Annotated in this window: 9 protein-coding genes and 1 pseudogene; all 10 read right to left on the minus strand. The window is 43.4% G+C overall.

Annotation, left to right across the window (positions count from 1 at the left end; genetic code table 11):
* Window positions 1-26 precede the first annotated feature (26 nt).
* Window positions 27-1,058, minus strand: a complete 1,032-nt coding sequence (cas1c, locus tag HNP82_RS00610) for a type I-C CRISPR-associated endonuclease Cas1c (protein ID WP_183770308.1) — start codon at window positions 1,056-1,058, stop codon at window positions 27-29.
* Window positions 1,055-1,712 (minus strand): annotated as a pseudogene (gene cas4 / locus HNP82_RS18540) (CRISPR-associated protein Cas4). Before cas4 ends, cas1c begins: the two are co-directional and overlap by 4 nt.
* A complete protein-coding gene (cas7c, locus tag HNP82_RS00620) occupies window positions 1,712-2,566 on the minus strand; it encodes a type I-C CRISPR-associated protein Cas7/Csd2 (RefSeq protein ID WP_183770311.1) in 855 nt (284 codons plus the stop codon). The pseudogene cas4 and the gene cas7c overlap by 1 nt, the downstream one beginning before the upstream one ends.
* Window positions 2,563-4,692: a type I-C CRISPR-associated protein Cas8c/Csd1 gene (gene cas8c, locus HNP82_RS00625; RefSeq protein WP_183770313.1), complete on the minus strand. Its 2,130-nt coding sequence runs from the start codon at window positions 4,690-4,692 to the stop codon at window positions 2,563-2,565. Before cas8c ends, cas7c begins: the two co-directional genes overlap by 4 nt.
* Window positions 4,689-5,432 carry a type I-C CRISPR-associated protein Cas5c gene (gene cas5c / locus HNP82_RS00630; protein WP_330599347.1) on the minus strand — a complete coding sequence of 248 codons (744 nt, stop codon included), beginning with the start codon at window positions 5,430-5,432 and terminating at the stop codon, window positions 4,689-4,691. The genes cas8c and cas5c overlap by 4 nt, the downstream gene beginning before the upstream one ends.
* Before the next feature lie 39 nt (window positions 5,433-5,471).
* Window positions 5,472-8,018 (minus strand): CRISPR-associated helicase Cas3', encoded by a 2,547-nt coding sequence (gene cas3, locus HNP82_RS00635; RefSeq protein ID WP_330599383.1) that lies wholly within the window; start codon window positions 8,016-8,018, stop codon window positions 5,472-5,474.
* Window positions 8,019-8,336: 318 nt separating this feature from the next.
* Complete coding sequence (locus HNP82_RS17870; RefSeq protein WP_243164592.1) at window positions 8,337-8,492, minus strand: hypothetical protein; 156 nt, start codon at window positions 8,490-8,492, stop codon at window positions 8,337-8,339.
* Window positions 8,493-8,757: 265 nt separating this feature from the next.
* Window positions 8,758-10,398 (minus strand): ABC transporter substrate-binding protein, encoded by a 1,641-nt coding sequence (locus HNP82_RS00645; protein WP_183770321.1) that lies wholly within the window; start codon window positions 10,396-10,398, stop codon window positions 8,758-8,760.
* Between the two features lie 79 nt (window positions 10,399-10,477).
* Window positions 10,478-12,874, minus strand: a complete 2,397-nt coding sequence (locus HNP82_RS00650) for a pyruvate formate lyase family protein (RefSeq protein ID WP_183770324.1) — start codon at window positions 12,872-12,874, stop codon at window positions 10,478-10,480.
* A gap of 18 nt (window positions 12,875-12,892) precedes the next feature.
* On the minus strand, window positions 12,893-13,810 hold the full coding sequence (locus HNP82_RS00655; protein ID WP_183770327.1) for a glycyl-radical enzyme activating protein: 918 nt from the start codon (window positions 13,808-13,810) through the stop codon (window positions 12,893-12,895).
* Window positions 13,811-13,906: the final 96 nt, after the last annotated feature.

A 13,906-nucleotide genomic window follows, 5' to 3' on the forward strand; every position in this document is an offset into this window, starting at 1 on the left:
TTGTTTGCACCATCAACATACTGCCTTTACTTCCACATAAACGGCGGATATTCATCCAGATCGCCCCGTAAATACCGGGCTAAAAGCATTGCCTGAACATATGGCGCCATACCCCACTCGATTTTTTCATCAAGAAACGGATGTTTTATGATCTCCTGCTTTTTTTCCTGCCATGCTTTAAGAAATGTTTTTCTTCCGCTATCCTCAAGGATCACTGCACCATTTTCTTTCCGAATAAAATCCTTATCCTTAATGACTCGCTTATTAATAAGTGTAAGTACAAACCGATCTGCCATAACACCGCGAAATTCTTCCATAAGATCCAGAGCCAAAGACATTCTTCCCGGACGATCTGTATGGAAGAAACCTACATAAGGATCCAGGCCAACAGCCTCAAGAGCCGCACCGCACATGCCGGCCAACAGGCTATAGGCAAAAGATAACAATGCATTCACATTATCCAAAGGCGGGCGCTTATTGCGGCCTTTAAAGAAAAACGTATCTTTCTGCTGCAAAATAAGCTGATCAAATACGGAAAAATAAACGGATGCAGCTTCTCCTTCATAGCCTAAAAGAGCTTCAGAAGATGAACACCGGCGAATATCATCCAGCCGCTGATAAAGGAAATCCGACTTTCCTTTTATTGTTTCCACATCCAGCCGCAGCGGATAATCCCGGCATGCCCGTTCTAAAATCCAACGGGAATTGTAAACCTTACCCAAGATAAAATTCCTTGCTATGGCAAGGCTTGCCTTCGGGTCATCGCTGACACGATATTGCTGCTTTCTCAGCGTCACATTGCCTTTTACCTCACCAGTCACTCTGGCAAGAAATCTTCCATGGGCAGACATAAAGGTTAAATCAATATTCCGCTGGGCACATGCACCCATAAGCGCAGGACTTGCCCCCATATAGCCAAAGGTCACGATTGCTTCCAGATTATGAAGGGGAATACGTCCGATCTCCTCTTGTTTTTCAGAGATTACAACATTTTCACCGTCCAGGGAAAGATACCTGTTATTCCCTGTAACATACAGCGTATTTAACAAATGCTTCATCCGTCTTCCTCCTTAAGCTTTCGTGAAATGTATTGTGCTGCAGAAATATTTTTATTCAGCTCTGGTACACAAACATTTTTCAAAGAGCAGGCATTACAGCTTTTACTGATCTTAACCTTAGGTGTATAGCGCTGAGAAAAATATTTATGCATTTCTTTAAACATCTGACGTACTTTTTCACGGCCCTCTGTATCAAATACAATCTTTGTCCTGTGGCGTGTTTCGCCGTAGTAAATAAATCCACAGGCGATATCACAGCAAAGCATTTCCTCTAAGCACATGGCCTGCGCTGTTAATTGAAGAATATCCACATCATTTTTTTTGGTTTTCCCCGCTTATACTCAACAGGGATAACCTTATATTTTCCTTCATGCCCTGCCAATTCAATACCATCAGGACTTTTATGAAATTCTACAACATCACATTCTCCGCTGATACCAAGGGTTCTGGAATGAACGGGCATGGCACGGACAATTAAAGTATCTCCCCGTTTTTCGTCAAAGGCCGGATCATGGGCATTTTCATGAAGGAAACGCCCTTCCAGAGTGCGTACATTTTCCTGCCACTGTAACTCAATATATGCCAGAGCCCATTGTCTGCGGCAAAATGCTGGATTCCCGATAATTGCAGATAATCATCTTCGCTGTACAAGATTAAATAACCTCCGGTTCTACGCAGTTATCCAGATGCCACTGAATATCATAATCCTCAAAGCATTTGGGCCGCTCTGTTTTACAGTTGATCTGAAAGCTTCTCTGGATCTTTCCGCTGGAAGCAGAAGGCATTTTTTCATTATGCTGCCACCAGTACATGCGGCTTACTTCCATACTTCCCTCAGGTCTGGCCGATGAAGCATCATTTTCAAACAATGTTTTTAAAGCCTCTTTAAGCATCTGAGCATCTTCCTGGGAAAATCCGGTTTTTTCTGCCAACTGTACATTAACGCTTCCCATAACCTTATACACAGCAAACCCAATGCGGTGCTTTAATCCCATAGTGTCTGATGCTTTGCTTTCTTTTCCGGATTCGCTGTTAACACTTTTAGTGATCTGCATACTAATAACATCCACGGGAGACAGACTAACCGCCTGGTGGATAGACACCGGCCCGCGAACGCCAAAGGAAATATCTTCTCCCTTAAAAGCAAAAACCTGTCCAAAGGCCCGAACATCCAGCCATTCCCGGCAGGCAATGGCTGCACACAGATCACGGTTTCTTTCTTCTTTCTTCTTTTTATTCATTTCCGCCTTCAAAGCCTCACATCCGTCGGCACGGTCTTTCAGGCTTTTAAATCCGTCATCAGCGCGGTCATCGGACTGGACGAAAATCCTGGCTCCAAGATCCTGAAAGCGATTTCTGATCTTCCGCTTAATACATACATCGGAAATTTCTCCGTAGCCGTCAAGGTTTGTCCTTGGACGATTGCCATTTAACGGATCCCCGTTTGGATTGGCATTATAGGCGCTGATAAATAATGTAAAATCAATCTTTCCTTTTAATTCACTCATTTCTTCTCTCCTCCCTCGTTTTCGGCAAATTTAGGCTGCTTCATGGCATAAGACTGACTGTGGAACCCTAAAAGATACAGCCCATCCAGCCGGGTATTATCCTGATAACCCTCTATATCAAATAAACTGTAAATTTCATCAAGGGTACGCTCATAATATTTACGCTCGTTTATTTTCAGCTTATTGAGATAAGGCTGCACATTTTCCTCAATAATCTTCCATGTGTCAAACGGCCGCTGGGAAAACGTATTCATATAACGCTTTGCGTTAGTCACCCGCCCCGAATCCTGATCCTGATCATAGGTCCGGTACTCAATCCGGTCTGCTACAGCAAGCAGACGGCCGTAAAGATAGCTGCGATTTTTTTCTTCAAGATTTAATGCCACATTCCATTCCTCCTTATTATATTGATCATATCGATATTTTTTTACAAATGAACACGCTAAAGAAAGTACACGTTCCCATAGATGACGGTCTTTATAGGATAAAGGTGAAGATGCCTTAACTACAGCCAGATTGACCAGGTCAAAAGGGAGACGGCTTCCGTCCCATATACAGGGCAGAAGCTTTTGACTGACAGCAGCATACATTTTTTTACTATTCTTATCCACGATCGTCAAAATACCGTTGCTCTCAATACCATAAAGTATATCTGCAATATCCCGCACCCCGGTCATCCCATAATAGGTCTGCCTTTTTCCATTTTTGTACTTCCAGTGGATCCATCCGCACTGACTGTGCCACTTTTCAATATTTGTCAAATAACGGGCATCATCCAGCTTTTTATACTCTGCCAGACACAGCCGGCCGGTAGTAGCTGCATCAAAAGCCATAAGTATCATATGGCCTGTATGCTCCACACGGCGTTTATAGCCATTTAATGCGCTGTAAAATGCTTTTGCAGTCAGCAGGTTGCTGTCATAGCTGCCTTTGCCCTGAGAATTGCTATTTTCCTGAGAATTGGTATTTCCCGGAAGATTGCTATTCTCCTGATGAGTAAAATCTGAAGCTTCCTGCCCTGGTCCGTAAAAATTGTCCGGTTCCGGATCTTCCATAATGACATCATCAAAATTAATGGTCAGATCCAATTCCGAGACGCTGCCATCCGCCGTGCTGCCATCTGAGCCGCTGCCAGCCGGAGCATTGGCTCCGATCTGCTCAGTATCCGCGGTCCAGTCCGGCATTTCTTTCAGATAAGACTCCCAGGTTACCATCATCAATGAATCAAAACTTTCCCCCTGACGCCGTATGATCCACTTAAGGGCATTGTGCATTTTATGGGAAGTTTCTCCGCCAATAGCAAATGCCTGTTCTTTGGTATGGAAACGTCCGCGAAAAGTATATGTGCTTTCATCATTGGATGATATTAATTTGGCGCCGTCCCCCTCATTTCTTATTTTCTTAGAATGAAGGTAGGAAGGCGCTTCCATATGTCCGGTGAGATAGTCCAGGGACTTTTCTCCTTCCTGCTCACGATAATATTGATTAAAGCAATCCCACAAAGAAGGGTCTCTCCAACATTCCTGGGGTGTCTCATCCATAGAAGCATCCAAGCTTAAAGGGCTTCGTATCGTAAACCGGACAAAGGCGGTTAATTGAGAAACGTTCTGAATTTTTATCTTATCCGATAGTAATCCATTTTCATCGTATTTTAGAACCTTTTTCCCGATCAGATCCTTCATCAGCGTCCCCTTTTTCAAATATTTATACACAGCATCGACTTTTGGATGGGTGTAAGGCGAGGAATGCCATTTTTCCAGAGCTTCAATATACAATGTATAAAATTCTTTTAAGGCGCCTTTTTTATCCGGTACATATTGGTCATAATCCCCTGCCAGGTATTTCAGATTATCGCACAGGGGATGGGGTTCTTTGCCGGCAGTTCTGCTGCCTGATTTTTCTGTAACCGGAATAATCGTCATTTTATCTTCTTCAGCCACAGCAGAAGCGTCTAAAAAATCCCCTGCCTCATCAAGGATTACATTGATCTGAGCCGTCACTGTGGTGTGGAAAGGCGGAATAAGGACATAGGGCACCTGGGTTTTCCCGTAGGCTCTGTACATAACCTCCCCCACACGATCCGCATTTTTATCATACAGCTCTACTAAATCTTCTTCCCAGCTCAATCTGCCACCTCCGCCTCTGTAAATTCTTCCAGGCCTGAAAAGTTATCTTTTTCTTTTCCAAAGACCCGAACCGTCATATCTCTAATATAGCGCTTATATTGACACTGTTCCGGACGGATAAACTTTATGATCCCGCCTGGCTCCATCTTAGGTTTCCAGAAATTAACTGTCATTTTATTCTTTTCTTCCGGTAAAATAGCTTCATCAGCATAAGTAATGCCATGATACATAAATCCGTAGTCAATTTCGCCTGGGATTTGATCATAAAAACTTTTGTCCTCGCCAAATACACACGGCTCTACAAAAGCCTGGCACTCTCTGGTACCCAAAAACACATCCCGTCTGCCGCCCCGCTGGACCATCCGCCTGGCAATATTGTGATGCTTGTGCTCATTTCTGTCGCCTTCCAGTTCCGGATGATTCAGGTTAAACTCGAAATGAGCCTGTACCTGATAACGCACATTTTTCAGATAGGTATAATAAGCCAGATCATTTCCGCCATTATATCCCAGGGGACGGATTCCCTTAGTTTCCGTCTGAATAGGATTCATGACACGGACAGCATCCACGATCCAAAAAATCGTAGGCTTCCAATAAACGCTCTCTACCATTCCTTTAACTGCTTCATATGTAGGAATATGGTAGGTTGACTTTTCTCCGCCCACCCGGGTGACCGGATCTGAAAACAATGCATGGTCTCCATAAACTTCAAACTCTATAGTATTTCTGTACTTTTCCATGAACATTCTCCCCTCCTTAAACCATAAAATCCATAAATTTTAATGTCTATTTTCAGTAATACCGATTTTTTCGTCATAATAGGCCATATTTAAAACCTTTATCCCCTCCGTCCCATGCTCGCGGATCCCATCATCCCCCAGCTTTGCGGCCAAAGCCGGAGATACACCCACACAGTAAAGCTGTAGACGGCGCAAAGCCTTTTTCCGTTCTGACAAAGACGTATAGGGGTTATCCAAAATATCAAGCGCCTGGCAGGCGATTTCATCATAAGGAACAACGACAGAGATCTTTTGATCTTCTTCAATGACCTGAAAAGCATCTCCTGCGGTTTTAAATGCCTGATTTAAACAGCTCTGAACCATTTTCCCGGAATGTTCCCTTCGATACATATTTACACCTACCGGGTTGTCCCCTAAAAGCTCTACCAGATTTGTCTGCCAGTCAAGATAAGGATAGCGTGTATAATGCTGGTCCCTAAGACGGAGCTTTTGATAATACTGCTCATAATATACATGCACAGCCGCTTCAGAATCCAATGTCTGGCCATACTTTTCCGGGGCTTTGCGGTAATCACAAAGCAACGCTTCAAGAGCCTCCTTTGCCAGACAGATTTCTGTCATGGGATCTGTATTTTCTGCTTCTTTGGAAAGCTTGACAATATAAACCTTTCCCAAATATGGAAGACTTTTATGCCGATTGCAGCGGCCTGCTGCCTGGATCACATTATCCAAACCTGCCATGGAACGGATTACGCAATTAAAAGAAAAATCCACCCCTGCCTCCACTAACTGGGTACTGACGCAAATCACCCTCTTTTTGTCAAAAGGACCCTCTTTTTCCTTTTTATCTGAGAGAGCCTTTTTTATTTCCTCCAGAACTTTCTTTCGGTGCGTTGGACACATGTTGGTACTCAAATGAAACAACAGGCAGTCCTCAGGCACTGCTTTCTGTAAATATTCAAAAGTATCTTTGGCGCACTTTTTTGTATTCACAATAACCAATACTGAATCATATGCTTCAAAGGCTCTTAATGTAAATTCCGACAGTTCTTCAACGGACATGCCGCCAGGTATGTCTTCGGTTCTATCTTCAATAACAACTCTTTTAAAGCCTTCCTCATACAATGGTGAAGCCTCAACCATTTCCCGGCAGTTAAACACATTGTTTTCTTTTAAACGGACCACTGAAGGCTGGGTAGCTGAGCAAAGCACTACGGATGTATTGCAAAAAACACTGAGAAAGTTTACCGCCAGATTAAAAAGTTCCGTGCATTTGGCAGGAAAGGCCTGTACCTCATCAAAAATGATCACACTGTCACATAAGCTGTACATTCTTCGGATACTGCTCTTTTCAGAAGAAAATAACGTATTCAGCATTTGTACCGCCGTTGTAACAATAATCGGCGATGACCAGTTTTCCGTCAGTTTTCTGTAGGCTTCCTCATCCTTTTCATCTTCATAAAATACATTGCAGTGATGCTCTAAAACCCACTGGCTGTTCCCTACCGCTTTTCTTATGGCCTCAGCATTTTGCTCAAGTATTGAGTTGTAAGGCGCCACATAAAATATGTGTTTTTTATGATGACGTTTCGCGCAGTACAGTCCATACCGGAGACTGCTCAAAGTCTTTCCCCCGCCTGTAGGAACATTCAGCCGAAATACGGCCGCCGACAGCTCTGACATTTTCTGGCACTGTAGGGAAATTTCACTGCGATAAACATCCAGAATACTGCTTTCCTTGTTCTGTTTCAAAGTATTCATATAATTCTCAAAATTCATCATTGCCTTTTCCCAAATGTCATCCCTCTCCTGGAGATGAGATTGGGAAGAAGCCAGGGGATCCATCCATGTTCCGGAATCCGTCCAGTCACTGTCCATCAGCAGCGACAGCAGCAATCGCTCAAACATTCCTCTGTAAAAAGAGCCGCTGCCGAACACATGCCCCTGGCCGCCTTTACCGTCAGCAAAGGCGTAAATCTGCCGATCCAACTTTTCACCATCTTTATATGCCTCGATCACGTACTGTTTAAACTGATTCAGATCACAGATCTGAAAAAAACGCTGGATCACTGTGTCATATTGTATTTCCTTTTTCCACCTTTTTTCAGATAAAGACTCTCCTGTGTCTGCATCAATACAATCCTGCAGACCATGGTGGGAATAAATTGCTGCAGCGATCAAATAGGCTGCCAGCTTTTTCCCACCCATAACTTCAATAATCCGGCCGCCAGCAGAGGAATGATCCACATGCTGTTTTGAAGCTGCGTCTCCCTTCTCCCAGACCGATTTCATATAATTATAAAAATCATCGCTAAGTTTACCTGCATCATGCAAAAGAGAGGCCACCCGATATATATTTTTAAGAACAGGAATCGGGCATCGCTCCAGGCCAATACGCTCCACACCGGATAAATGTTGTGCCACACTTTGTTTACGCTTTTCTCCCGGAGATTTTTCAGGCCAGTATACATGGGCTATATAAGCGTCGTCCTTTATAAAGACAGAATCCGGATTTTGTTTATTTTCTTTGATTCCAACCGCCTCATTTCCAGCAAAATCACCTTTATTATTTGCATCGCATTTTATTTTTTGTTCATTTTATACAATCATAGCACTTTAGCAAAGGTATGACAACAGTGAATCAATACATTTTCTTTTGTGATGGTTACTAATGTAATTTTTTGCCAGACTCTATTTTTTCAGCAAGTCCTGTGGCGGGATCGCAAAGCTTTCTCCCACCACAGGGCCGCTGGATGTTCAAATGCGGATCAAAGTATCCCTTATTGATCTTACTCTCTTGGCAGCTTTAACAGATTATCATTTTCTGTATCATTAGACTGGAACCGTACATATTTTCCCCTGATATTGCTGTTTACCGGCTGGAGAAAAGGATAGGGATATAAATTAACCTGAATGGAATACGGGTTTTTTAACCAGATAATCATAAACTTCTTCTTTTTTCTTATATGAATAAAAACCATCGATATAAATAGAATCGATTTCCCATGTACATTTTGAATCCTTGCAACCGGGTTTCACTTTTATTTTTATCGCTTTCATAAGAGCATGTCTCCTTAAATTTTCATGACACCCTCTCACAGGATGTCCACAGTATAAAGTGATACTAATACCACTTCTTGTTACAGATATGTATTATATCAGCACTTTGAAAAAGCTGAACAACAAATTATGCAAACAAATACATCATATTTTTCTCACATATCTATCTCTATTCTTAACCCAAAACTCAAAATATCCTGGCAGACAGACATTTTCCATCTTCCGCCAGGATATTTTCACCAGTTTATTTTACTTCCCTATTCCATTACTCCATACTCGCCAGATATTCATCCAACTGACTCTGGATTTCCGCAATATACTTTTCAGAACCGCATGCCTTTAATTTTTCCAAGAATGCCTGAAGCTGTGTGTCTGTATCGCCCATACCGCATTCGAGTGAGGGGCGGTATTCGCTGACAGCATTGGTCAGCGCGGTAATTTCATTTTCCAGCATCGATGTATCCATGGAAAATCCTACGATCGGTGACATTTTATGAGTTTCCATTTCTTTCAGGGATTTTTCTCTTAAATCCGGGTCATTGCCTTCCCAGACTTTCGCCAGGAAACAGTTTCCAAAAACGAAATCAAGGCCGCCAAGATAATATCCGCTGGTCTCACTTGTCAATCCTTCCGGGAGTCCGATCGTTCCATCTTCATTCTCAACATAATGGGTACCTTCAATGCCCCATGTCAGCAGGTTTACAAGATCCGCGTCTGTATACATAAGATCAAGGAATTTCATAGCTGCTTCCGGTTCTCTTGCCACAGTTGGAATCCCCCATACAAATTTCTTCATAGAATTTGAATCAATAATTCCATCAATAACCTTAACGCAAGTCATATCATAACCCGTAGCAAGTTCCTGTGACGTCTCAACACCCAACTGGGAATCTGTAAATGAGCAGGCTGTCACATTAGTTTTGATCAAATCCGGCGCAGACTCATTAAAGGTAGCGGCATCTTTATAAATATAACCTTTATCATACCAATCTTTAAGAACCTCAAGTGCTTTCTTATATTCCTCAGTTTCGTAAAGATTAACCACTTTTGTTGTGTCGTTATCAATTTCCACACCAGCTACCCGAAGTGCTGCCGCTCCCAGTGTATCGTAATAAAACGCGTCGGCCTTTGTATCATATAAAATTCCATAGGTTCCCGTAAATATCTGCTGTTTTCCGCCAATGGGGGCGACAATACCGTCATCTGTACTTAAAACTTCCAGGATCTCTGTAATATCTTCAATGGAGTTTATATTGGCTACTTTTTCCTCCAACCCATATTTTTCAACCAAATCGGTACGAACACAGAAATAAGTATCCTGAGCCTTATTACTGTATGAAGAAATACCATATATATTTCCATCAGTTGTTGTGCTGGTAAACCAGTCTTCGCCGACCACATCGACAATCCCCTGGCCATATTCATCAATCAGATCATTTAGCGGCTGGAACTGGCGCTGAGAACTCATTACCGAAAACTGGGCAGATCCTACCGGCGTAGTACACATCAGGTCAATCTGCTCTCCGCTTGTAAGGGCAAGATTGATCTGCTGGGAAAAATCACCAATAGTATAACACTGAAGATCAATGACCACATTAATCTTATCTCGGATCAGTTCATTAACTGCGTCCTCCACCATCTGCACATCGTTAGGGATTGTCCCTGTTCCGGCAAAAGCGACAACAATCTCGGCAATATCCTCTGTATCCCCGGCAGCGTCTCCCGCTATCGCCGGGCTGTTTTCTTCCTGCAGCGCTTCTGTTTCCCCGGAAGCTTCTGCATTTTCACTGATACTTTCACCCCCGCTGGCGGCGGCTGTTTCTTTGCTGGAACTTCCACATCCTACAGAACCGGCCATCATACATCCCGCAAGTATCAAACCCATCATTTTTTCCCATTTTTTCATGTGTAAACCTCCCTTTTATTCATTTCTGCGGCAGCAGGCCAGTCTAGCCGGTGCCGCAAGGTAAATCCCCCTGAAACATTTACAAACTTGTATTTTCCGTACGTCTCATAATTTCCCCCTGGAGACGTTTTGTCAGTTGTACAAAATAAGCGCTGTAACCGGCCACACGGACCATAAGATCTTCATGTTTTTCCGGATGTTCCTGAGCGTCCTGCAGGGTTTTTAAATCACACACATTAAACTGTACATGTTTACCTCCCTGCGCAAAGTAAGTTTCAAGCATCATGGCAACCTTTTCCACATCTTTATCATCCTTAAATGCCGATGGATGAAACTTCATATTCAAAAGAACTGCCTGGAAATCGTCCATAGGAATTTTTAAACTGCTCTTGAGTGCCGCCAAAGGGCCATGGGTATCCTGACCGCCTACGGGAGAAGCACCGCCATCTGCCAGCGTTTCTCCGGCAACTCTGCCGTCCGGAGTTGCCCCCGTCAGCATACCTCCCGGCGCGTGGGCGAAAATCGATACAGCGGATGTGCGGTAATAGGTTCCCGTAATACATGGGCATTCACTGGCACATTGTTCAAAGTACAAATACATGTCTCCTACAATCTCATCCACTTCCGGAACGTCATTGCCATATTTATCAACGTTCAGGCACATACGCTGCAACATCTCATAGCCTTCCCAGTTTGCATCCAGAGCTTTCTTCATTTCAGATAATGAAACAACTTTCTGTTCATAAACCAGTTTCTTAATAGCCATCAGCGAGTTTCCAAGATTGACCATCCCCACCGGGCTGAAAACTCCGGCGTTTTCAAAAGGCATCTGTTTTTCCTGGAAATCCACACCATCTTCAATCCCTCTGTACATAAAAGCGGTTTTTGCCGGATCTGGAAAGTATTTCTGAATCGCCGAAAGCATAAGATTGCACCGCTGGGCAAAAAGTTCAATAAAATACTTAAATTCATATTTAAACGCCTCAAGAAATTCTTCATAAGTTTTCCATTGATCCAAATCTCCCACGGCATGGCCAAGCTGAAGTTTTGTATTACGGTCGATGCCCTGATTTAAAAAGACGTCCAGACACATCGGCACAATAAACATACTGCAGTTTAATGATCTTGATTTCCCTGGAAGATTAGCGTCAAGGCATCCGGTCAACACATAATCTCTGGCCCATTCCACAGGCACATTGTTTAGCTCAAAATACTTCAAATAGGATTTATCACCTACAAAAGCCGGCATACTCAAACCTGCTTTAACACATTCAAGTCCCTTGATAATCAGATCTCTCGGCGTGGAATCCGCCACGCGGATTGTCACTGTGTGATGGAGCGTTGGACAATCCATAATTGCGTCCAAAATTAAATAACTCAGACGGTTTGTGGCGTCAGTTCCATCCGTTTTGACCCCGCCGATAACCACATTGTGCCAGCGGGCTTCCCCATCAGAAACATCCCGGTGGTCCTTGCTTGTCACAGAACCCAGCTCCATATCCTTGATCCGCAAAATATCCAGATATTCCAGCACTTCCTCATCAGTAATCCTCCCCTCGGCAATATCCTTTTCGTAGTAGGGATATAACAACTGATCAAGCCGTCCCATGCCAAGAACCGCATTAGGGCAGGCCACCGCAGAAAAAATAAACCAATACATCTGCAAAGCCTCTCTGAAATTTCTTGCAGGATAAGCCGGAACCTGCTCACAAGTCTGAGCCATCGTCAAAAGTTCCTCCCGGCGTTTTATGTCTTTCTCCTTTTCCGCCATCTCCTGGGCCAGTTTGGCATAACGTTTTCCATACTCTAAAAGTCCGCTGAGGGCGATTTTAATCGATCTAATATAGACGCTATGTTCATAATCTTCTATAGAATTAAAGCGGATTTTACTTAACTGACGGTCACATTCGTCCACCATTTCTTTAACCCCGGTCTTTAGCGCAGTCTTATAATCCAGGCAGACAAGGGCGTGTGCCGGAGACAGACTTAATCCCCCCTGAGCATTACAGGACATATTCTGGCGGCCTCTCTTTCGGCTTGTCCACCGGGATAATCCCATGCCGGAATACAAAAAAGGCATCAGGTAGCTGTTATCATCCAGAGCCGCTCCCATACCGTCATTCAGTCCGTAGGGAGGCACGGTGCGATTAAGCTCATAGAGAACCGGCTCATCTCTTTCATCAAAAGTATATCCGTCTTCCCGAAGCATTTTTATCTCGTACTCATCCCAGATCCCGTTGGCAATATCAATCTCCAGGCCGCCCGGCGTTCCGGCGCCATTGCCTGCCAGCAAATCCCCTTCCTGAATAAAAATAGGAATCTGAGTTAAAATATTATACATTGCCTGCGCCCGGCAAAGCTCTGCAGGCTCCCCCTGCATGGCCGCGTAAGTTTCCTGTGTAATTTTAAAAATGTTGATACAGATCTGAGGTTTGCGTTTAAGTGCAGCCCTCATTTTTTTTACACGTTCGGTCATATAATCAATAATCCTCCTTTACATCGCTCCGCCAATCTGAACGTTAACGCCTAAACTTTCCATAAAAATTTTTATTTTTTCCATGGCAGCATCTGATGGCGGCTGTATATCCAACCGTTTTTTTGAACTTTCCAGACTGTCCAGTTTAGAATCCCCCAAAAGATGAAATGGAAGTAAATGGATGGGTATATCTGAACCAAGATTGTTCTTCACAAACTTTGCTGTTGCTTCAAGATTTTCTCTCGTGTCATTACATTCCGGAATAACCGGTATGCGGATCACCATATTTTTTTTCATTTCATGAAGAATCATTTTACAATTATCCAAAATAATGGAATTATCACGTCCGGTCAGTTTTTCGTGCAGTCCGGGGTCCATGGCTTTCAGGTCATAAAGAACAAGGTCTGCATATTTCAACGCCTTTTTGATCCCCTCTTTTGCGGCATAACCACAGGTCTCTATAGCGGTGTGGATACCGTTTCTATGACATTTTTCAAGCAATTCCCCGACAAATTCACTGTGAACCAGTGGTTCCCCGCCGCTGACAGTGATTCCTCCTCCCGAATGGTCAAAAAACATTTTGTCAGAAAGCACTTTTTCGTAGACTTCTTCCACCGACATGTCTTTTCCGGTAATCTCTCTTGCTTTATACAGACAGCTCTGTACACACACTCCACAGTTTTTACACAGCTTTCTGTCTGTTTTTACTTTTCCATCCACATAGGTGATCGCCTGAGATGGACAAGAAGAAACACAGGCCCCACAGCCAACACATTTTACCCCATAATACATAAGCTGTGGATAGTATTCGTTAGATTCAGGATTATGGCACCAAAGACATCTTAACGGACATCCTTTTAGAAACACCGTTGTTCGTATTCCCGGCCCATCGTGAATAGAATAGGGCTGAATATCAAAAACACATGCACGCGACACTTAGCAGATCCCCCTCTCTCCTTTACTTTCAACACTCTTTCCACACTTATTGTAACATATCCCCTTTATTCTGCGATGGTCTCCATGAGAATGTTT

Source organism: Catenibacillus scindens (assembly GCF_014202115.1).
In the GTDB taxonomy this organism is placed as follows: Bacteria; Bacillota; Clostridia; order Lachnospirales; family Lachnospiraceae; genus Catenibacillus; species Catenibacillus scindens.

Bases quoted from the DNA above. Each gene is read 5' to 3' on its own strand.
- cas7c (WP_183770311.1), bottom strand. From the start codon at position 2,566: ATGAGTGAATTAAAAGGAAAGATTGATTTTACATTATTTATCAGCGCC.
- HNP82_RS00645 (WP_183770321.1), bottom strand. From the start codon at position 10,398: ATGAAAAAATGGGAAAAAATGATGGGTTTGATACTTGCGGGATGTATG.
- HNP82_RS00650 (WP_183770324.1), bottom strand. From the start codon at position 12,874: ATGACCGAACGTGTAAAAAAAATGAGGGCTGCACTTAAACGCAAACCT.
- HNP82_RS17870 (WP_243164592.1), bottom strand. From the start codon at position 8,492: ATGAAAGCGATAAAAATAAAAGTGAAACCCGGTTGCAAGGATTCAAAA.
- cas5c (WP_330599347.1), bottom strand. From the start codon at position 5,432: ATGGAAAAGTACAGAAATACTATAGAGTTTGAAGTTTATGGAGACCAT.
- cas1c (WP_183770308.1), bottom strand. From the start codon at position 1,058: ATGAAGCATTTGTTAAATACGCTGTATGTTACAGGGAATAACAGGTAT.